Origin of the sequence: Pseudomonas reinekei, from assembly GCF_001945365.1 — a bacterium.
Classification (GTDB): domain Bacteria; phylum Pseudomonadota; class Gammaproteobacteria; order Pseudomonadales; family Pseudomonadaceae; genus Aquipseudomonas; species Aquipseudomonas reinekei.
Map to the genome: position 1 here is coordinate 47,679 of NZ_MSTQ01000019.1, position 19,259 is coordinate 66,937.

At 57.2% G+C, this 19,259-nt stretch carries 20 protein-coding genes; 9 read left to right on the plus strand and 11 right to left on the minus strand.

Annotated elements, in window-relative coordinates:
• Nucleotides 1–311 precede the first annotated feature (311 nt).
• Together BVK86_RS23895 and BVK86_RS29600 are read right to left on the minus strand one after the other, a co-directional pair.
• Nucleotides 312–866 (minus strand): class I SAM-dependent methyltransferase, encoded by a 555-nt coding sequence (locus tag BVK86_RS23895; protein ID WP_075948729.1) that lies wholly within the window; start codon nucleotides 864–866, stop codon nucleotides 312–314.
• Between the two features lie 52 nt (nucleotides 867–918).
• The gene (locus tag BVK86_RS29600; protein WP_139315799.1) at nucleotides 919–1,155 is read right to left on the minus strand and encodes a hypothetical protein; all 237 of its coding nucleotides are present in this window, start codon (nucleotides 1,153–1,155) and stop codon (nucleotides 919–921) included.
• Nucleotides 1,156–1,229: 74 nt separating this feature from the next.
• Between BVK86_RS29600 and BVK86_RS23900 the strand changes: the two genes are divergently transcribed.
• Together BVK86_RS23900 and BVK86_RS23905 are read left to right on the plus strand one after the other, a co-directional pair.
• Nucleotides 1,230–1,760: a glycine-rich domain-containing protein gene (locus tag BVK86_RS23900; protein ID WP_075948730.1), complete on the plus strand. Its 531-nt coding sequence runs from the start codon at nucleotides 1,230–1,232 to the stop codon at nucleotides 1,758–1,760.
• A 17-nt stretch (nucleotides 1,761–1,777) separates the two neighbouring features.
• Complete coding sequence (locus BVK86_RS23905; protein WP_075948731.1) at nucleotides 1,778–3,028, plus strand: glycosyltransferase; 1,251 nt, start codon at nucleotides 1,778–1,780, stop codon at nucleotides 3,026–3,028.
• On the opposite strand, the gene BVK86_RS23910 is transcribed toward BVK86_RS23905, so the two are convergent.
• Complete coding sequence (locus tag BVK86_RS23910) at nucleotides 3,005–3,544, minus strand: 2OG-Fe(II) oxygenase (RefSeq protein ID WP_075948732.1); 540 nt, start codon at nucleotides 3,542–3,544, stop codon at nucleotides 3,005–3,007. The genes BVK86_RS23905 and BVK86_RS23910 overlap by 24 nt on opposite strands.
• A gap of 795 nt (nucleotides 3,545–4,339) precedes the next feature.
• On the minus strand, nucleotides 4,340–5,548 hold the full coding sequence (locus BVK86_RS23920) for an MFS transporter (RefSeq protein WP_075948734.1): 1,209 nt from the start codon (nucleotides 5,546–5,548) through the stop codon (nucleotides 4,340–4,342).
• 227 nt (nucleotides 5,549–5,775) lie between these two features.
• Here BVK86_RS23920 and BVK86_RS23925 point away from each other — a divergent pair, with 227 nt between their 5' ends.
• From BVK86_RS23925 to BVK86_RS23945, 5 genes are all read left to right on the plus strand, one after another.
• Nucleotides 5,776–6,708: an AraC family transcriptional regulator gene (locus BVK86_RS23925; protein WP_075948735.1), complete on the plus strand. Its 933-nt coding sequence runs from the start codon at nucleotides 5,776–5,778 to the stop codon at nucleotides 6,706–6,708.
• Between the two features lie 87 nt (nucleotides 6,709–6,795).
• On the plus strand, nucleotides 6,796–7,251 hold the full coding sequence (locus tag BVK86_RS23930; protein WP_039772180.1) for a (2Fe-2S)-binding protein: 456 nt from the start codon (nucleotides 6,796–6,798) through the stop codon (nucleotides 7,249–7,251).
• Nucleotides 7,251–9,494: a xanthine dehydrogenase family protein molybdopterin-binding subunit gene (locus BVK86_RS23935; protein WP_075948736.1), complete on the plus strand. Its 2,244-nt coding sequence runs from the start codon at nucleotides 7,251–7,253 to the stop codon at nucleotides 9,492–9,494. Before BVK86_RS23930 ends, BVK86_RS23935 begins: the two co-directional genes overlap by 1 nt.
• A gap of 17 nt (nucleotides 9,495–9,511) precedes the next feature.
• Nucleotides 9,512–10,864, plus strand: a complete 1,353-nt coding sequence (locus BVK86_RS23940; RefSeq protein ID WP_075948737.1) for a c-type cytochrome — start codon at nucleotides 9,512–9,514, stop codon at nucleotides 10,862–10,864.
• Nucleotides 10,865–10,875: 11 nt separating this feature from the next.
• A complete protein-coding gene (locus tag BVK86_RS23945; RefSeq protein ID WP_075948738.1) occupies nucleotides 10,876–11,898 on the plus strand; it encodes an XdhC family protein in 1,023 nt (340 codons plus the stop codon).
• A gap of 36 nt (nucleotides 11,899–11,934) precedes the next feature.
• Here the strand turns inward: BVK86_RS23945 and BVK86_RS23950 are convergent, their stop codons facing one another.
• From BVK86_RS23950 to BVK86_RS23980, 7 genes are all read right to left on the minus strand, one after another.
• Nucleotides 11,935–12,537 carry a terminase small subunit gene (locus tag BVK86_RS23950; RefSeq protein WP_075948739.1) on the minus strand — a complete coding sequence of 201 codons (603 nt, stop codon included), beginning with the start codon at nucleotides 12,535–12,537 and terminating at the stop codon, nucleotides 11,935–11,937.
• A gap of 317 nt (nucleotides 12,538–12,854) precedes the next feature.
• A complete protein-coding gene (locus BVK86_RS23955; RefSeq protein WP_008080174.1) occupies nucleotides 12,855–13,187 on the minus strand; it encodes a phage holin family protein in 333 nt (110 codons plus the stop codon).
• A gap of 529 nt (nucleotides 13,188–13,716) precedes the next feature.
• Nucleotides 13,717–14,076, minus strand: coding sequence for a PA0613 family protein (locus tag BVK86_RS23960; protein ID WP_075948740.1), 360 nt, complete (start codon nucleotides 14,074–14,076; stop codon nucleotides 13,717–13,719).
• Complete coding sequence (locus tag BVK86_RS23965) at nucleotides 14,069–16,288, minus strand: VapE domain-containing protein (protein WP_075948741.1); 2,220 nt, start codon at nucleotides 16,286–16,288, stop codon at nucleotides 14,069–14,071. The genes BVK86_RS23960 and BVK86_RS23965 overlap by 8 nt, the downstream gene beginning before the upstream one ends.
• Nucleotides 16,278–16,502, minus strand: coding sequence for a TraR/DksA family transcriptional regulator (locus BVK86_RS23970; protein ID WP_075948742.1), 225 nt, complete (start codon nucleotides 16,500–16,502; stop codon nucleotides 16,278–16,280). Before BVK86_RS23970 ends, BVK86_RS23965 begins: the two co-directional genes overlap by 11 nt.
• Complete coding sequence (locus BVK86_RS23975) at nucleotides 16,495–17,013, minus strand: phage regulatory CII family protein (RefSeq protein WP_019649393.1); 519 nt, start codon at nucleotides 17,011–17,013, stop codon at nucleotides 16,495–16,497. Before BVK86_RS23975 ends, BVK86_RS23970 begins: the two co-directional genes overlap by 8 nt.
• 319 nt (nucleotides 17,014–17,332) lie before the next feature.
• Nucleotides 17,333–17,557, minus strand: a complete 225-nt coding sequence (locus tag BVK86_RS23980; protein ID WP_045123078.1) for a helix-turn-helix transcriptional regulator — start codon at nucleotides 17,555–17,557, stop codon at nucleotides 17,333–17,335.
• Nucleotides 17,558–17,657: 100 nt separating this feature from the next.
• Between BVK86_RS23980 and BVK86_RS23985 the strand changes: the two genes are divergently transcribed.
• Both BVK86_RS23985 and BVK86_RS23995 read left to right on the plus strand, forming a co-directional pair.
• Nucleotides 17,658–18,407, plus strand: coding sequence for an XRE family transcriptional regulator (locus BVK86_RS23985; protein WP_075948743.1), 750 nt, complete (start codon nucleotides 17,658–17,660; stop codon nucleotides 18,405–18,407).
• A 253-nt stretch (nucleotides 18,408–18,660) separates the two neighbouring features.
• Nucleotides 18,661–19,251 (plus strand): hypothetical protein, encoded by a 591-nt coding sequence (locus tag BVK86_RS23995; protein WP_075948745.1) that lies wholly within the window; start codon nucleotides 18,661–18,663, stop codon nucleotides 19,249–19,251.
• Nucleotides 19,252–19,259 lie beyond the last annotated feature (8 nt).

A 19,259-nucleotide genomic window follows, 5' to 3' on the forward strand; every position in this document is an offset into this window, starting at 1 on the left:
CAGCTTAGAGTTGGCTGCCGTCTTTCTTTACAGGCAAAAAACGACCAAATGCAGCCCATCGCCCCCGGTAATAGTCGGCGACGAGCGGCCAATCGTTAGTATTCGGCCAAGTATGACCGGTAGGAATAAACAACCCAAAGCAGCCATTAATGGACCTTAATTTCCATTCAGACTGGACATCAGGCCTACTCCTGACACAAAATTGTAAAATTGTAAAATTTGAATCTTTTGATATTTAGATCTGAGAGTCAATAGTATCTTACACCCCTCCATATATTCTAAGTGTCAGTGATATTAGTGTTTGAGAGGGGCTATTCACGCTGGGCCAAACAGTTAATCCAATATCCTGCTCGATTGCCTAAATGAAATCTACGTGCCCGCCAGATATTCGTCAACTTTAACCCCCCTACCGAATCTATCAACTTAACAAGCCTATCAATAGTAAAAAAATTCACCAAAGTAGCATTCAATATGTGCTCTCCTTCGCCCTCTAAAACCGACATATAAAAAACACCACCCCTATACAATTGCTTAATGATTATTTGGAGTGTGGCACATTCAGAACTTCGGGGGACGTACATCAGGCTAGCTCGTGCCCATATGCCATGAAACTGCATTGAAAACGGCATGTGCTCCGCACTACCGAGAACGTATATTGGCCCCACGACATTTTTTGCAATGCTAAGCATTTGTTCGGAGGGGTCCATACCGACAACCTCGTAGCCAGCTGAGAAAAAATGCTCAGCGTCAAATCCAGCCCCACAACCCAAATCTAAAATGCGCCCATGGGCAGGCATAAGCTCCAGAAATCGTTCCCTAGCTAGCGCTCTCGGAGCCATGAAGTAGTTTTTATTCACCTTCTTCATTTCCTAAATTAGATCCATTACTTGCTTGACTTAAATAGCACTTCATCACGTACTACTTCAAAAATTTGCGACAGATAAAAGGCCGCTTGTGCATTATTTTACGAGACAAAATGAACTGCGCAACTTTAAGCGAAAGAGCTAATAGCTGACCACCATTAGGATAATGAACAATCCAAGCCAAGCCAAAACGAAAACACTTTCCTTTTGCCGGATACCCAAAGTCTCCTTGCGTTTCGTGGCATGGTGTCGACGGTGCAACAAAAGTCGGAAGTGGCGTGGACTGGTTCAATTGCACCTCCTTGCAAAATTGGAAGGAGCGGCTAGCATTCCTAATGCATTGATACGGCATATCTGGAGATGGCTATGAGCAAGACTAGCGGTCCTTCAAAAAAAAAACCAGTCAGAGATGAGCGCTGGAAAGTCGCAGTACTATCTAGCGCTTTAGCTGCGGAGAGCACTGATTTTACACCACTCATTGCACGCTATACCAAAGAGTACGGTGTGACTGACGATGAAGCCAAAGAGCACATCAAAGAAATGTGTCGTTTCCTTGCGCTCTCTGCCAATGTGACCCAGGGACGTTACTCAATTATGGGGGCAGTAGATCATGTTTGGCATATGTTTCTGATCTTCACTAAACTCTACGCTGAATTCTGCGATGCTGTAGCAGGTAAATTTATTCACCATTTGCCTGCACAGATGCTTTCCCAAACGAAAGGCCTCTACAACAAAGGTTACAAACTTCTACTAAGTGACTATAAACTTGCCTTCAATGAGGACCCTCCCGCTCACATTTGGCCACGAGTTAAGTTGGGCACAATGGCTGAAGTGGAATGTATTTCTTGTGAATGCGAAACCTGCTCTCCTGTTAGCCCACCCTGTGATGCAAATTGACCTCCACGGATGCGAACATGACCAAGCGAGCAGCTCGGATATTAGTCGTAGGAAAATTCCCCCCCATTCAAGGCGGAGTTAGTGCTCAGGTTTTTGCTTCAGTTGTTGACCTTGCGAAAGCGGGGCATACAGTTGACGTGGTTACAAACTCAGACGAGGTTGAGATAAATTTCAGATGCAATGTCTCGTTCTCCGACGCCGCAAATCTTGCTAAACGCCTATCTATGGGAAAGGTGTCAGTATATTCAACAACTCCAAATGGTAGCGCAAGAGCGATTCCGCAAAGTCAGTTCTTTACCGAGAAGCTATATGGTTTGGGATGTCGACTTATAGAGCAAAACGAATATGACTTCATTGTCGGCTGGTACTTGGCTCCGTATGGAATGGTAGCAGCTGCCTTAGCAACGAAAGCTAAGAAAGTGTTATTACTTTGCCATGCTGGATCCGATGCCTTTCGTTTAGCACAACATGCAGACATGTCCTTCACAATCAAAGACACCCTTCGCTCAGCACATCGAGTTTTGACGTACGATCATCTGAAAATTCGAAACCAAATGGATTTGCTAGGAGTAAAAGAAGAAAAACGAATATATATTAATGCAACAGCACTACCGGAAATTTATTTCCCTAAAACTAGAATCAGTCCAAAGAGTGTCGACGCGTCTACCCCACTAACATTATTGCATTATTCTAAAATTGGCGAGGCAAAGGGCTCATTTGACTTGGTCAGAAGCCTTACACGCCTGTCAGAAAGAAAGCTTAATTTTCAATTTTTTTGCGTGGAACTAGGCTGGCCTACAGCTATTGAGAAATTTAAGAACGCTGTTGCCACGTCGGAGACGCTCAGCAAGCGGACGAAATTTTTAGCCCCGGTGCCGCCTTGGGAAGTAAATACAATGCTGTCCGCCGCTGACTTAGTAGTTTGCTTAGAGCGTAAATTTGATATTGATTCGCACTCGCCTAAAGTTCCGCGTGAAGTGATGGCGGCAGGAAGTACATTGATTGTGTCAAGAGAGGTGGCTGACAAACAACCATTTTCACGAAGCCTAGTAAATAAACGGACAGCAATTGTTGTTGATGACCCTAATGATATTCAACAATTGGACTGCGCTCTTGAGATGGCAATCTCGAATGCAGTACTAATGCGGTCCATTGCAACCCAAGGCCGCTTTATAAGTGAAGCATTCGAAGGGCACTTACCTACTCAAACTGCATACGCTACCGCGATTGGTAACTGGTGGAATTTATCCAAACCAGCAGGTAAGTGAACAGCGCTGTCCCTTCTTTACCAGTGTAACTCTATGCATTAATTCACTACCAAATATAACTGCTGTTCCAGCAACAGATGGAGCAGATATAGTTCTATCGTAGGGTGAGCGCAATTTGACTTGTAGTTCACCTCCCTCGTAGTCGTTTTCGTCGGAAAGCTGGACTACTAATGTTACCTTTCTGCCATCTTGGTGAACCCGGTCTGCATCGACATGCCAATCATAGAAATCACCGGTGCGGTATAAGGCCAACTGTATGCCTAAACATTTCTCTAATGGGGTATTACAAACTCCATGCTCCGCTCGAATCACTCCGAAAGCCCAATTGCTCCAGGTGCAATTAGTATCTAAGAAAGCAACGACGGATTTCCGATGACTTGGATTGAACAGCTGCGCATGCCCCACGCGACCTGCACTAAAAGTCAAATTGACTGCGAGCGCTCTTAGTGTGTCAATGTCGTGCAAAGTCATAGCATCGAGAATATATGCATAACCAGTTTCAGTAAATTCATTCATTTGCTTTCGCTCGATTATACTGAAGTGTGGGCCCACGAATAGTATGACGCTGAGATTCTCTCACAGAGACAACCGTGCTTTCGTTTCAATACGAAGCGTCTCTGCTACTAAGGCAGACTTCGTCACTTTTGCTTCGTAATACCGGCGTAGCGCCCGCAGGACATACTCCATAAGCGACCCGCCCCTCCTCATAATTTCGAACAGATCCTGCACCTCCCAATTACCAATATCTTTCACCAACAAATAAACCACTTCCGATAACTCTGGCACTAGCATTGGCAATCATCTGGCTGCATGGGCCATGCAGAGAAACCAATTCATCCAGCTACACCATCATTCTGGGCTCAAAGCTGTTCCTATTGGCATACTCAGTTTTCCGTAAGGCGACCAGCAGTCCCAGAGAAACGATGACAGCAATCCATGATATTAACCGCGCCCCGCGAGGCGAGAAATCATCCAGTGGTGGGCACTGGAAACCTGCACGCTGTCTCGACCTCTTCGCAAAGCATAGTCTCGAAAAATCAGACAATGGTAATTAGCGAATGCTCTAGGCCTCTGGGGACCAGTGCACCGGTGCCTTGAAAGCTTCTTACCGCCTGTCGTATGGGGGGCAGAGGCGACGTTATTCACACAACCAGATGAACATCCGCGCGATGATGTTGTGTTGTTGGCATTTTGGGCGGTCCCAACGGGCAGAGTGAATCTTCCCCTTTTTTCGTAGACCCCGAAGGACCGCTTTTGGCCGAAAGCAGACATTTACCATTCCACGTCTTCGCTGAGTTACGGGTGATCTCGTCAAGCTGTCGCGTTCGATTCGGTTAGATGAACTTCAATGGCACTGCGACCTGCCAGCGAGGCCAGCAAAGACGCGAAGACCAACACGGCGGCGCTGAGCTCGAAGGTAGCTTTGTATCCGCTCAGATCAAAGGCCAGACCGCCAATGATTGCGCCTGCGGCGATCGCCAGTTGGACGATGGCTACCAGCAAGCCGCCTCCCGCTTCCGCATCATCCGGGAGCGTCTGCGCCAGCCATGTCCACCAGCCGACCGGCGCGGCCGTGGCGACCAGCCCCCAGAGTCCGAGCAACACGGCGGTCAGCAGCGGTGATTTGCCGAAGCTGACCAACGCCAGCGCGATGGCTGCCATGATCAGCGGGATGATAGTCAGCGTGCGGTAGAGGCCGCGCCCCATAAACCGTTCGATCAGAAAGGTGCCGATAAACCCGGCCAGTCCCAGCCCCAGCAGCATGAAGGACAAGGTTGAGACACCGACACCCGTCACGCCTTCAAGAAATGGTCGCAGGTAGGTGAACAGCATGAACTGGCCCATGAAAAAGACGCTGACGGCGACCATGCCCAAGGCCACTGGCAATTGCTTCATCAGCCGCAGAACGTTGCCGCTACCGACCTGGCGCTCGGCCTTGAAAGACGGAAGGCTGATCAGCAGCCACACGGCGGCAAGCACCGCGACCGGAACCACACAGAAGAATGCACCGCGCCAGCCGATCAAAGAGCCAAGGAAGCTGCCCGCAGGAGCGGCGATGACCGTGGCCAAAGCGTTGCCGCCATTGACGATGGCCAGCGCACGGGAAACCTGTTCAGGCTTCACCAGGCGCATGGCAGTCGCCGCAGACAACGACCAGAAACCACCAATCGCAATCCCGATCAGCGCACGTCCGAACATGAATGACGGGTAGCCCGGCGCAATGGCGACGACCGTTCCGGAGACGATCATCAGCAAGGTCAGGCCCAGCAGAAGCTGCTTGCGTTCGATGCGAGCGGCGACCGAGGCAATCAACAGACTGGTGATCAAGGCGAAGGCACCGGACACGGAAATCCCCTGCCCTGCCTGGCCTTCGGTGATGTGCAGGTCTGCCGCGATGGGCGTCAGCAGGCTGACGGGCATGAACTCTGAAGCGACCAGGGCGAATGCGGCCAACGACATGGCCAGCACGGCGCTCCAGCCGCCTGTTCTTTTAGAAGGATCTGTAGAAGGAAACGTCATGGGAACTACCTGTGGTGCGAAAAACGTCGGGGGTGATGCGCAGGGGCAAGCAGTTTTTCGCCCGTCCGGGCACTACCCCTGTAACAGATAGACACATTCTCCCGGTCAATCCGGTGCTTCCCTAGTGCATTCCTCTTGAATGCTTGCCTGATCCTCTGGGGATGCAGGGTGACGGATAGGAAACGTCTCGCGCGCGCATTAGAGTCCGGTCAAAGGAGTGAGCCCATATGATCCCGACCCCTCTGCCCCAGGAATCACCTTTGGCACGGCACATCGACCCGCGTGTGAACGCACCGGGTGACTTCGCCACGGCCATACCCGGGCTAACGCTGTTTCGTCGCGACCAGCCGGCGCCCCCCGTTGTGTGCATGATCGAGCCCAGCCTGATTCTCGTGGGTCGCGGCGAAAAGCGCTTGTGGGTCGGTGGTGAGGGCTACAGCTATGACCCGTCCCGGTTTCTGGTCACGTCGCTGGATCTGCCCGCCAACTCCGAAGTGATGCTCGCCAGTCCCGAGCGGCCCTGTGTCGGCTTCGTGCTGAAGCTGGATGTCAGCATGCTTGCCGAGGTCATCACCAAGAGCGGCTTGCCGGCCAAGCGCCAGCCATCAACGGGTACGGGCGCCGCGATTGGCAGCCTGTCATCAGCTTTGGAGGACGCGCTCGATCGCCTGCTGGCATTGCTCGATGAACCCGAGGCGATCCCGGTTCTGGCGCCGCTGATTCTCCGAGAGATCCACTATCGGCTGCTCCACACCGACCAAGGCCCACCGCTGCGACAGATGATTGCCGTCGATGGCCAGGGTTATCGCATCGCCAAGGCCATTGACTGGCTCAAGGTCAACTACACCGATGCCCTGCGCATCGACGATCTGGCCGCGCGGGTGCAGATGAGTGCGCCGACTTTTCACCATCATTTCCGCCAGCTCACCGGCATGAGTCCGCTGCAGTACCAGAAATGGCTGCGGCTCAACGAAGCACGGCGGCTGATGCTGGTAGAGCGCCTCGATGTGTCGCGCGCGGCGTTTGCGGTCGGCTATGAAAGTCCTTCGCAATTCAGCCGCGAATACGGCCGGCTTTTCGGCACCGCTCCAAGTCGTGACATCGCCCTTCTGCGCGGGCAACCGTTCGAGGCTGAAGCGCTCGGCACCGTAGCGAATTGATCGAACAACCAGCTTCACCGGTGATGCGCCTCGCCGCATGTCACCGCTCATAACAATGCACGTCAACCGATGATCAGCGGGTGAACCATGGAACTACGAATCAACCAGAAGACCTATCAGGTCGATGCCGACGCCGATACGCCCTTGCTGTGGGTGATCCGCGATGATCTGGGCATGACCGGGACCAAGTACGGCTGTGGACTGGCGCAATGCGGCGCCTGCTCGGTGCTGGTGGACGGCAACGTCGTGCGCTCGTGCGTCACGCCGGTGGCGGGTGTGGTTGGCCGCGAGGTCACCACCATTGAAGCCATCGAAAGCGATGACGTGGGCAAACGAGTCGTCTCGACCTGGGTCGATCTGCAGGTCGCCCAGTGCGGCTACTGCCAGTCCGGGCAGGTAATGGCCGCCACCGCGCTGCTCAAACAGAACCCCAAACCGAGTGATGCGCAGATCGAGGCGGCGATGGTCAATCTGTGCCGCTGTGGTACTTACAACGCCATTCATGCCGCCGTGCATGAGCTTGCCGGCAAGGGGGACGCGTGATGAACGTTCGTATCGACCCTTCACAACACGCTTCAGTACTGGATCTGCATGAACCGATCAATGTGTCGCGCAGACGTTTTCTGACCGGTACCGCCGTCGGCGCATTGGTGCTCGGCTTCGGTCTGCCACTCGGTGTGACACGGGTACAAGCGGCAGCGACGGCCGAGCGTGGCACGCAGGTCCCGGCGTTTCTCGAGATCCGCCCGGACAACCGCGTGCGTCTGCTCTGCCCGTTCATGGAAGGCGGACAAGGGACGTTCACTGCGATGGCGCAGATTGTCGGTGAAGAACTGGATGCCGACCCGGCAACCTTCCTGGTCGAAGCAGCGCCGCCCGGAGAAGCCTACGTGGTGATGGAAAACGGCATGCGCATCACCGGCGGCAGTATGTCGGTGCGCATGAGCTATCCGGTGATGCGCCGCCTCGGCGCCCTCGCCCGCGCCATGTTGTTGCAGGCGGGCGCGCAGCAACTCGGCGTGCCGGTAGGTGAATTGACCACCGAGCCTGGCAAAGTCGTGCACGCCAAGTCGGGCCGCTCGCTGGCCTACGGTGAACTGGCCGAGCGTGCGATGGATCTGCCGGTTCCTGATCCGGCCTCTGTGAAGCTGCGTGATCCGAGCCAGTTCCGCTGGATCGGCAAACCGGTGAAGCGCCTCGATGCCTATGACAAATCCACAGGCAAGGCGCTGTATAGCATCGATCTGAAGATCGACGACATGCTCCATGCTGCCGTTCAACATGCCCCGCGCCTAGGGATGACGGTGGGCAATCTGCGCAACGAAGACCAGGTCAAGGCAATGAAAGGCGTGCATTCCGTGCATCGTCTGCCGGGCGCTGTAGCGGTGGTCGCCGAGCGCTGGTGGCACGCCAAACGTGCGGTCGAGGCGATCCAGGTCGACTGGCAAGAGCCAAAGGCCGATAGCAAAGTGCGGCCGATGCCCGCCGACTTTTCCAGCGATGCCTGGTTCAAGCGCCTCGCCGAAGACAAGGGCCCGGCCAAAGATGATGAAAACGAAGGCGACGTGGCTGCGATGCTCAAGGGAAGCAAAACCCTGATCGATGCCACCTACCACAACCAGTATTTGAACCACGGCCAACTGGAGCCTCCGTCGGCATTGGCCCGATTCAATTCGGACGGTTCGCTGGAAGTCTGGCTGCCGAATCAGGCGCCGGACATGTTCCGTGCCGACATCGCCAAACGCACGGGCCTCGATCTTTCGCGCATCACCTTGCACTCACCGCTGCTTGGAGGGTTCTTCGGCCGGCATTTTCTCTACGACTCGGCCAGTCCCTACCCTCAGGCGATCACGCTGGCGAAAGCGGTTGGCCGTCCGGTCAAACTGATCTGGAGTCGCGAAGAAGAGTTCCTGCGTGATGTGCTCCGTCCGGTTGCCGCAGTGAATTTCCGTGGCGCTCTGGACGCCGACGGCTGGCCGCTGGCAATCGAAGCGATAAGTGCCACCGAAGGCCCGACCGAAGCCCTCGCCGGCAAGCAAGGTGAAAAGCTCGACCCGACGGCGCTTGAAGGCTTGTCGGGCAAGTCTTACGCGATCCCCAACAAGCGCATCGCGCAGATCTACGTCAAAGGCCCGGCCATGCTCGGTTACTGGCGCTCGGTGGGTAATTCGCTCAACGACTTCTTCTATGAATCGTTCCTCGATGAACTGGCCGACAAGGGGGGCAAAGACCCATTCGAGCTGCGCCTGCATTTGCTGCGTGACAACAAACGCCTGACCACGCTGCTGCATGCGGTGGGTGAACTGTCCGGAGGCTGGAAGCGCGGGCCGTTTACCGCCGAGGATGGCAGCAAACGTGCACGCGGCGTGGCCATGGCTTCGCCGTTTGGTACGGAGACGGCGGTGATCGCCGAGGTGTCCATCGAGAACGGCCAGGTCACGGTGCATGACATCTGGCAAGCGATTGATCCGGGCAGCATCGTCAACCCGGCGATTGTCGAGGCTCAGGTGAATGGTGCCGTGGCGTTGGGACTGTCGCAAACGCTGGTGGAGGAAGCCGTGTGGGTGGATGGTAAACCCCGGGCGCGCAACTACGACTTGTATCCGATCCTGCCGCCTGCGCGGATGGCACGGGTTCATGTGCGTGTGGTCGAGAGCGGGGAAAAAATGGGTGGCATCGGTGAACCGCCATTGCCTGCGGTCGCGCCCGCTGTCGCTAACGCGGTGGCAGCGCTAACCGGGCAGCGGGTGCGCAGCCTGCCCATGAGCCGACACACTTTCACTTGATCAGCGCCGGAGCGTTCATGAATAACAGCCGATTCGCAAGAACCGCTGGCTGGCTGGCCGTGCCGTGTCTGGTCGCGGCAGGCCTGCTGGCCTGGTATGTCACCCGCGAGCCCGTCTCGCGCCTGGAAAACCACCAGATCGCCGTGGCCGACATCGACCCGGCATTGGTCGCTCGGGGCGAATACGTCGCCAGGTTGAGTGATTGCGTGGCCTGTCACAGCGTGCCGGATGGCGCGCCGTTCGCCGGTGGGCTGGAAATGGCCACACCGCTGGGCGCGATCCATGCGACCAATATCACCCCGGACATGGAAACCGGCATCGGTCACTACAGCCTGGCGGACTTCGACCGTGCCGTGCGCCACGGCGTAGCTCCCGACAGTCGCCGGCTATACCCGGCGATGCCCTACCCGTCCTACTCCAAGCTCAGTGACGATGACGTGCGTGCGCTGTATGCGTTCTTCATGAAAGGCGTGGCGCCGGTCAAACAGGCGAACATCCCGAGTGCGATTCCGTTCCCGCTGAACCTGCGCTGGCCGATTGCACTGTGGAACGGTGTGTTTGTCGACGCCGAGCCCTACGTAGCCAAACCGTCGCAGGATGAACAGTGGAACCGTGGCGCTTACCTCGTCCAGGGTGCCGGACACTGCGGCAGCTGCCATACGCCGCGTGGCTTGGCGTTCAACGAAAAAGCGCTGGATGAATCCGGTACACCGTTCCTCGCGGGCACCTTGCTCGATGGCTGGTATGCACCGAGCCTGCGCGATGATCACAACACCGGCCTGGGCCGTTGGAGCGAGTCGGAAATCGTGCAGTTCCTCAAGACCGGGCGCAACCAACATGCGGTGGTCTACGGCTCGATGACCGAGGCGTTCAACAACTCCACGCAGTTCATGAGTGATGACGATCTGACCGCGATTGCCCACTATCTGAAGTCGCTTCCTGGGGATCGCGAACGAGATGGCGCGCCGTGGCAGTACCAAGCAGTTTCGGCAGCGCAACGTCTGGACTCGCCCGGTGCTCATACCTACGTGACGCGCTGTGCGTCGTGCCACGGTCTGGACGGCAAGGGTCAAGCGCAATGGATGCCACCGCTGGCCGGCGCGACGTCTGCACTGGCCAAGGAAAGTGCCTCGGCGATCAACATCACCCTCAATGGCGCGCAACGTGTGGTGGCGGCCGGCGTGCCGGATGCCTATCGCATGCCGGCCTTCCGTGAGCAGCTGTCGGATCAGCAGATCGCCGAAGTACTGACCTTCATGCGCAGCACATGGGGCAATCAGGGCGGTGCTGTTGATGCACAGACGGTTGGCAAACTGCGTGAGCACACCGATCCGGCCAGCAGCAGCCCGATCATTCTGCAGATGCGTTAGAGGAAAACCTGATGGAGAACATCGACCTGCTGGTTCTGCGCACAGTGCGGGACTGGCTTGTTGCCGGCGAGCGTGTGTTGCTCGCCACGGTGGCGCGCACCTGGGGTTCATCACCACGGCCAACGGGTTCGATGATGGCTTTGCGTGAGGATGGTCGCGTGGTGGGTAGCGTGTCCGGTGGCTGCATCGAAGACGATTTGATCCATCGCTATACCACGGCCCATGGCGGCAGCGCTTTTAGCGACAGCGCGCCGCAAGTGGTGCGCTATGGCGTCAGCACCGATGAGGCGCATCGCTTTGGCCTGCCCTGCGGTGGCACGCTTGAACTGATTCAGGAGTTCAACCCGGCGTGGCAGTCACTCGACTCGTTGCTAGTGCAACTGGACGCCGGACAACTGGTCCGTCGTCGCCTGAAGTTGGACTCCGGTAAGGTCATGCTCGAACGGACCGCGACGCCGGAACAATTCAGCGTCGATGGCACGCAAATGCTCAACACCCTGGGGCCGGGCTATCGGATGCTGATGATCGGTGCGGGCGCGCTAGCCGAGTATCTGGCCACTATGGCGCTGTTCAACGGTTTCAAGGTGGCGGTGTGCGATCCGCGTCCCGAGTACATCGAGACCTGGGCAGTGGATGGCGTGGAGCGGATTGTCGGCATGCCGGACGACGTGGTCCGCGACTTCGCGGTCGATCTGCGCACCTGCATTGTCGCCTTGAGTCATGACCCCAAACTCGACGATCTGGTCCTGCTCGAAGCACTTCACAGCCCGGCGTTTTACATCGGCGCCATCGGCTCTCGGCGGAACAGCCAGCTGCGCCGCGAACGCCTGATCGAACATTTTGCTGAGACCGAGGCGTCGCTTGAGCGACTGCACGGACCGATCGGCCTCTACATCGGTAGCAAGACGCCTGCGGAAATCGCCGTAAGCGTGATGGCCGAGATCCTTGCGGCCAAGAATGGTGCGAGCTTGCCGAGTGGGCTCAGCGTCGCCCAAGCAAAACACTCCATTGAGTCTGTGGCCTCCTCATCGTAGAGCGATGCTTAGTTGCCGAAGCCCGGTGCATATTAATCAGCACTCCGGCAGCGCAAGCCCATAGTCGTCAGTGGAGACTTGAGCCGCCTCGTTGAGTCGCTGGCGCAACGCAGTAGTTAGTTGCCGCTCCACTTCCCAAGGATCCGACAAGGCGGCGAGTTGCGGCGCTAACTGCGGCGACAGGCTCATCAAAGAATGATTGAGCGCACGTGCCGTTTCAAAAGCAGCTTTCTGCACAAAGCTGATTTCCACCAGTTCGCCCTGCGCCTTGCGAAACTCCATCTCAGCCATCCGCGCCAAGTAGTGCTCGCGATGTGCACGCGCTTTCTGAAAGTCCGGAGTCTGCCCTTGCGCAGGATCAGCGGGCGGCGGCGCAGCCATTTTAGTCGGCTCAGATTGGGCTGCGACGTGACTGTACACATCACGCTGAAGCCGCTCCTGTTGGTGGCGAGCAGCAACGGCAGCCTTGCTCGGGTCGGCGGTATCGCGGATCAGCGCTTCAGTGGCCAGCACGTCGACCTGCTTGCCATTGGGTGACAGAACCAGGCGGCCATTCTCTTTCAGCCAGGTGATGTAGCTGGGTGACCGGCCTATGTGCGCGGCGAAGGCGCTCTTTGACAGGTACGTTGCTGTGCTCATAGGCCCTCCTTTTCAGCGGCTTTTCAATGAATCCTTTCAAGATTTCAATGGATTGAAATTTCAGTAAGCTGGCGGGCCTCCCACTAACAAGATCCCGCGGGTTTCCGACCCCGTGTCCTTTGGAAGTCCCCAGGGTCCCCGGCGGTTTTCCGCCCGGTCCGGTCCGTCGAGTGCCATGCCCTGCCCCCATCCCCTTGGAAAGACGGACATCCCTGCAAAGGTTTCAGCTAGAGAGATTCCGCGAGTTCGATAACCCGTGTAGGGGGCGGCCCTCGGGGAGGACCCGTGAAATCTGCCCCCTACCCGGCCTGCCCGGCTCATGCTTTCGGCTCGGCCTCGCTCAGGTCCAGCCGCTTGGCCACCCAGCGTTCGTACAAACCGATGGCGACATCCGCGCCGGCCATCGCGGTCAGGCAACCCAGGGCGCCCGCTGTCCAGATCGACAGGCCCGCACCGAACAGCAACATCATCGCTGACACGCCGCAGACGATGCAGGCGCCGGACCGAAGTGCGAGGCGGCGCAGTAACGCCCAGCCTCGTGCCCCGTCCTTGTCAGCGCGCCACATCTCGCCGGACACGCCGCCCACCAATGACAGGGCAATCACCAACCAGATCGGCATCTCTGCCAGCGCCTGTTGCTCGTTCGTCATTGCCCTGCCCCTTAAACAAAAAGACCCGGCGCAATGGCCGGGTCAGGTGGTGGGTGGCCTACCGCGCTTTGCGGTCGCACCCATCGAAGATGGCCCCTTTTTACAGGTCGATTCTGGTGGCAGCAAGACCGGTTTAATGCCATCCGGTGAATGTGTGGGTGACGCCCGGTGAACGGCTGGCGAATGTCGGTGAATATCTATCCCGGCTGTCTTTTGCTTTTCCGGCGTCCCATGCGTCCCACCTCTCCGAAACTAGGTGGGACGTCTGAAAGCCCCGTAGATTGGGACTTTGCCCCACCGTCCTACTTTTATCTCTCTTTTCTCGTGTATAGAGAGAATATTTAAAAACACGCGTGCGCGTGAACACGCGCATTGATGCCCGCTACGCATACACGGGCGGGAGGCATGAAAAAGGTGGGACGGTGGGACAGCCCAACAACGACGAGGCCTGCGCCCGTCCCACCACTGCAAAAAGCAGTGGGACGGAGGCAGGCCGGTGGGACGGCGTAAGCCAGAGTAATGCCCACGATCAAGCCGCTTCCCCCAGGAGGAAGTGCTCGACCACGATGTGGGCGTCATGCAGGCGCTGGTAGTAGAGATTACGGGTGCAACCACTCTGAGCCAGACGCGCAGTCAAAGGCGCATCAGGCTGGAAGTAATGCACCTGGACCACCGTCATCAGCTCGGGATCCAGGCGTTTCTTCACGATCCGCTCGATGTCCAGAGAAGCCTCCAGCGGCACCCTGCTCCCACGCCTGCCTCGCACCAGCTGACCACCGCTCTCCATCATCATGGCGACCATGTTGCCACCTGAGTATCCAGCGGCCACTTCGTCGCTGTGCAGCTCCTGCGCCCATTGCTTGAGAGCCATATCGATCGCTTTAATCATCGAAGCACGGCTCCTCGAACTCAGGTTGTTCCAGCGCCGGCGCCCTGCCCCAACCCTCAGGTTTCTTGTACGCCCAAGGCCGCTGGCCGCTCTTGCTCAAGGCGCCCAAACGGAACCGTCGCCAGCCCAGTCGATGGAGGATCGCTCCCACACGCATCTGCTCGGGTTTGCCCCAATGAGCGGGATCGAGCTTGAGCGCCTGACTCATCACCTCACTGCCGGTGGTGGTCTCGCCGATCTGCGACTCTTCCAGCCAGGTCAGGATTGGCGTTTCCCATTCGTCCACCACAAAGCGTTCGTCCTGTTCCTCGCTGAACATCGGCGCCTCCTCTCGCGTTACCCACCAGAGGTCACCGGCCTCAAAGCAGAACATCGCTTCAGCCCAGAGTTGGTCGCGGATCTCGCGCAACAACGCCACGTCGACCTTGGTACAGGCCACCGGCCAATAACGTCGGTTGCCGGTGGCGTCCTTGAGGTACTCGTCCTGGTTGGTGGTGCCGACGAAAACACACTGGCGTGGCACGTCCAGCGTTCTGCGGCCATAGCTTTCGCGGTAGGTGTCAGTCGATGCCGAGAAAAACTGCTTGGCCTTGGTGCTCTCGGCCTTGTTGAAGCTGTCCAGCTCGCCCAGCTCAACAATCCACTTGCCACGGATTGCCTGAAAGCCGTCCTTGTCGCCGAGGGCAAACGGCGTGTCCATGAACCACTCACCGCCGAGCACGCTCATGGCAGTCGACTTACCGGCGCCTTGTACGCCTTCGAGGATCATCACCGAGTCAGCCTTGCAACCGGGCTTCATGACTCGCGCCACGGCCGAGATCATCCAGCGTTTGCCGACCTTGGACGTGTAGTCGGTTGTCTTCACACCCATGACATCCGTCAGCCAACGCTCCAGGCGCGGTACACGATCCCATTCGAGTTTTTTCAGGTACTCGCGCACCGGGTGAAACGCGTGGTCGTGGGCCACGACGCTGACAGCCTCGATGACGTGCGAGGACTTCACGCGCAGGTTGTACTGCTGCGCAAGCCACTTCATCACGCGCACGTCGTCGATGTCGGCCCACTCGCCGGTACCACCGCCATAAGGGGCGGCGCGTAACTTGACGATCTTCGAGCTGAAAGCGCAGTAGCTGATCACCCCGGCCCAGCGTTCGTCATGAGCCAGGATCAGTTCGACGTTCTGCATGTGCGCGATCAAGGCGCCGCTTTCACTGCGGGCGAGTTGATCTTTCCAGCCACCAGCCGCCGGTGGACGGACCACGGCCAGCACCTGACGACGCACGGCCTCCAAACCTTCGGCGACGTGCAGGTCGTTGAAGTCGGTCCACTTGTCCTGGCGCTCGACGGAGAAGATCGGCGCAACGACTTGGGCGCCGACGATCAGAGCAGCATTGCTGGCCTTCTCTTCACCTGGGTTCCAGGCATCGCCATTAGGCTTGGTGGTCTTCCAGTCGTCATCGCGGCAGATGATCAGCGGGCAACCGGCGAAGCGTTCGCGCATGACCTTGCACACGGCCAGCAGGTTGCCCGCATCGAAGGCCACCGCTACGGCGAGCGACGTCGCCATGTGCAGGCTGGCGCCGGTGGCGTAACCCTCACAGACCAGCACCGGTTCGCCCGGTACCGGATGCGGACCGAGCAGAAGAAAGGTGCCCTCCTTTGCCATCCCGTAAGGCCAGTAGGATTTGTCGCGACCGGTGTCTTCCTGCTTGTTCGGGAAGATCACCTGCAGGCCCATGATCTGATCACGGGCGTTCTTCATTGGGACCAACACGGCACCGGTGCGCGGCGCGTAACGCACGTTGATGCCAACGATCTGTTTACGGTCCAGATAGTCGCTGCGCCCGGTGGTCGGCATACGCTCGAACAAACCCTGCGCCCTTTTCGCGGCCCGCCGCGCAGCGTTACTTGCGATTTCGGCGGCGCGGCGCTTGGCCTCTTCCTGGCGAGCGCGCATCACTTCGCGTTCTTCCGGCGACATGCGCCCGGCCTTGACCTTGATCCTCTGCGTCTCCCCCGAACGCCAATCACCGAAGGCGCCGAAGATCAGCGTGTCGCCCTTCGCCGTGCGCTGCTCGTGGACCACGTACCAGCCGTTCTTTTCCTTGCCCTTGTCCTGCGATGTCTTGCAGCGGGTCAGCTTGCCGAACACCAGTGGTTGCGCTGGCTCCAGACCGTAATCGGCGAATTGGCCCAATACCTCATCGAGCATGCTGAATCCCCCGCTCAGAGAGGGATTGGCAACTGATGCACTGCGAGCAACCCGGTGAGGCCAGGCGACGGGCTTCCGGAATCGGATCGTCACACGCTTCACAGAACAGCAAGGAATGGGAAGCGCTTTCTGCTTTGGCAGCGCTGCGCGCAGCCATGGCCTGATCGATGCGTTCCTGCACCAGATCGTTAGCGAAATCGGCGATGTCAGCCACGGTCAGCACCTCGCGTCGTCTGGTTGACGTAGGTGGCGCGGTTGAACAACCCGAGCAGCCCTTGAATGCCCCGGAACACCTGCAGGCGAATCGCCGCGAGTTCCTGATCGGTGACCACACCGTCGCCGATGCTCTTGGCCCAGGTCTCGGCCAGATCAGCAACCTGGCGGAAGTATTCGGCGATGCCCGTCGTGAGCGTTTCGGGCATGTCGTGGGTATAGGTGTCGGCCAGTTCCTGCCAAATCGTGTCGCCGACCAGCGCATGCACCGCATCGAGAATGCGGCGGTCCTTGGTCAGTTCGAGGATCTCGCCGAACTCCTGAATGTTAATGGAGTGGCTCGGGTGGGTCGGCGACAGTTTGTGCTGCAGCGTGGTCGGGTTACGACCGGTCGTGGCAGCGATGGCAGCAGCACCGCCCGGGTAATCGCGAGCAGCGTGGTACAGCGCTAAATCGAGCGGCAGGATTTCCCGCTGCGCCCGTTCCAGAGAACTCAGAGCAATTCGGCTCATGGCATTAATCCTAAAAGTTGCCAGTGCCGCACGACAGAAGTTGGTGATACATTTGCCGCGTGGTCTGGAGAGGCCCAAAGCCGGCTAGGTTCGTAAGACCAACACCGGCACCGTGCCGGGGCGAACAATCCGTTGTTCACCCCTGGCGCAACAGCTGCCAGCTCTGTGGTAAGAACGGCAGCAACACCAAGGCTTCCGAGCCTTGGAAACGCGGTGAAGGTCGGCGGCATGTGGTGTGCTCGCCTTCCGACATCGCGACCCGACCGCATTGTGGTGATGCTATCGGGAGAAACTGGGCGACCCTTGGGTCGCCTTTTTTCTATGCGGCTTGGGACTCTTCCATTTCCGGAGGAAATACGTCATCAAGACTGCATGGCGCTCCTAGCTTATTGAGCGCTCTGACTATGGCTCTGCACTCCGTAAGCCCTGCGATTCGACGTCCTGCTTCGTAATTGCTTATACGTGCCTGAGTCCATCCAAGAGCTACAACGAGTTCCTTTTGCTTGATTCCGGCTTTCTCTCGATGTTCAGCGATCAGATTCATGATGCCCTCCAATTAGCCGGAGCCATCTTAATCACGAATCGCAGATATTTCAACACGCAAAGTGATGATAAATAATTTCAGAGCGTGGTAAAAAAAGCACATGAACACACTCGGCGAACGTATTAAGCAATACCGCAAAGCCAAGGGCATGAGCCAACAAGCCCTTGCTTTCGCTTGCGGTTGGGAATCCCAGTCTCGGATAGGCAATTACGAGAAAGGGGCTCGTCAGCCCAATCTCCACGACTTGCAAAAGATAGCGACAGCACTGGGAGTATCTTTTCCAGACTTGGTAGCAGGAAAAAATCGTTCCGACGTTGAGTCGTACTCAGACGCCATTCAAGGTCGGATTCGGTCTGAAGACCGTCTTGTGAGGGACTACGGAAGATCGAAAGACAAAGACCAACCTGTTAGCAGCCTTGTAGGCTGGGCTAAGGATGGAAAGGTGCCTGTGCTATCAAACGCGCAGCTTGGGAATCAGGGCTTCTTCGACACGGTAGAACCGCCACCAGGGCAAGGTGAAGGTTATCTAAACATTCATAGCGATGACCCAGATGCCTATGGCATAAGAGTCATGGGCGATAGCCTGATGCCCCGCATAAAAAATGGCGAGTTCGTTCTTATAGAGCCGAACAAACGCTTCAGTAGCGGTGACGAGGTCATAGTCCGAACGTCCTCCGGCAAAGCGATGATCAAAGAGTTTATTTATCTCCGAGACGGAATGTACCGGTTGGATAGCGTCAATACCGATTACGAAACTCTTCACATTGCAGAACAAGAGGTGGAGGAAATCCATCTCGTAGGCGGAATATTGAAGTCATCACGATTTCTACACAGTGCCGCACCAATTTAATCACACTATGTGTTGACACAAGCAAGCACATTACGTGATATTTGCCTCACTCTTTACCACAGAGCGAGGCAATACCAATGCGTACCACCGCAACCTTGCATGTCCATCCGGCATGCGTCAGCAATCGCAAACTGATCGAACAGCTGCAGCTCGCCACGGGCTGTATGGTCGTCATTCATAACAGCAAACCCAAGCTTGTTGCCAAGTCCTGCCAGCCCTCTCCTATCGATCCAAACGGTGGAGGGCACGCGGCATGACCAAGTACAAAATCGACAACCGCACCCTGCAGTTGCTAAACGCCCAGGTCAACCTGACCGAGACCTTCAACCACGTCCTGCGCACAGCACAGAAGCGTGAATGCCTGGCATTCCGTCTCAAGGTTGAGCGCGGCGCAGTGGAAAGCACTTTTGTCGTGGAGCTGGGCAGCGAACGCCACACGCTGACCCTGCAGAACGACAAGACGATGCACCTCAAACTGGCCGGCTTTATTGAAGAGATTGCCAACGGTCCGTTCGACGCGAGCAACTCCAGCGACCTGGTGCATCTCCCGCATGCCGATCGTCAATACGGCCATTTTGATGTCCAGGACAAGCAGCGTGTGTTCGAACTGGTGCACACCGGGGGCGTGCTGAGCCTCGACATGGGTTTTGAACTTCCCCTGCATGTGGCGCTGCATCGCACCCATTCGCGCCGCGGCGTCACCGCCATCTTGAGCATCGGCAACAAGAGCCCGCATACGCGCTGCTTCACCTTGTACGACTCCGATGCCGAGATCTACGCAAAGCTCACTGAGTCCATCAACCATCTTGCTGCAGCAGCCACTCCAGCTGCGCACGCTGCATAGGAGGACGC

Excerpts from the sequence above, each read along its gene's own strand:
- BVK86_RS23895 (WP_075948729.1), bottom strand. The coding sequence starts at position 866 with ATGAAGAAGGTGAATAAAAACTACTTCATGGCTCCGAGAGCGCTAGCT.
- BVK86_RS23900 (WP_075948730.1), top strand. The coding sequence starts at position 1,230 with ATGAGCAAGACTAGCGGTCCTTCAAAAAAAAAACCAGTCAGAGATGAG.
- BVK86_RS23905 (WP_075948731.1), top strand. The coding sequence starts at position 1,778 with ATGACCAAGCGAGCAGCTCGGATATTAGTCGTAGGAAAATTCCCCCCC.
- BVK86_RS23910 (WP_075948732.1), bottom strand. The coding sequence starts at position 3,544 with ATGAATGAATTTACTGAAACTGGTTATGCATATATTCTCGATGCTATG.
- BVK86_RS23920 (WP_075948734.1), bottom strand. The coding sequence starts at position 5,548 with ATGACGTTTCCTTCTACAGATCCTTCTAAAAGAACAGGCGGCTGGAGC.
- BVK86_RS23925 (WP_075948735.1), top strand. The coding sequence starts at position 5,776 with ATGATCCCGACCCCTCTGCCCCAGGAATCACCTTTGGCACGGCACATC.
- BVK86_RS23930 (WP_039772180.1), top strand. The coding sequence starts at position 6,796 with ATGGAACTACGAATCAACCAGAAGACCTATCAGGTCGATGCCGACGCC.
- BVK86_RS23935 (WP_075948736.1), top strand. The coding sequence starts at position 7,251 with ATGAACGTTCGTATCGACCCTTCACAACACGCTTCAGTACTGGATCTG.
- BVK86_RS23940 (WP_075948737.1), top strand. The coding sequence starts at position 9,512 with ATGAATAACAGCCGATTCGCAAGAACCGCTGGCTGGCTGGCCGTGCCG.
- BVK86_RS23945 (WP_075948738.1), top strand. The coding sequence starts at position 10,876 with ATGGAGAACATCGACCTGCTGGTTCTGCGCACAGTGCGGGACTGGCTT.
- BVK86_RS23950 (WP_075948739.1), bottom strand. The coding sequence starts at position 12,537 with ATGAGCACAGCAACGTACCTGTCAAAGAGCGCCTTCGCCGCGCACATA.
- BVK86_RS23955 (WP_008080174.1), bottom strand. The coding sequence starts at position 13,187 with ATGACGAACGAGCAACAGGCGCTGGCAGAGATGCCGATCTGGTTGGTG.
- BVK86_RS23960 (WP_075948740.1), bottom strand. The coding sequence starts at position 14,076 with ATGATTAAAGCGATCGATATGGCTCTCAAGCAATGGGCGCAGGAGCTG.
- BVK86_RS23965 (WP_075948741.1), bottom strand. The coding sequence starts at position 16,288 with ATGCTCGATGAGGTATTGGGCCAATTCGCCGATTACGGTCTGGAGCCA.
- BVK86_RS23975 (WP_019649393.1), bottom strand. The coding sequence starts at position 17,013 with ATGAGCCGAATTGCTCTGAGTTCTCTGGAACGGGCGCAGCGGGAAATC.
- BVK86_RS23980 (WP_045123078.1), bottom strand. The coding sequence starts at position 17,557 with ATGAATCTGATCGCTGAACATCGAGAGAAAGCCGGAATCAAGCAAAAG.
- BVK86_RS23985 (WP_075948743.1), top strand. The coding sequence starts at position 17,658 with ATGAACACACTCGGCGAACGTATTAAGCAATACCGCAAAGCCAAGGGC.
- BVK86_RS23995 (WP_075948745.1), top strand. The coding sequence starts at position 18,661 with ATGACCAAGTACAAAATCGACAACCGCACCCTGCAGTTGCTAAACGCC.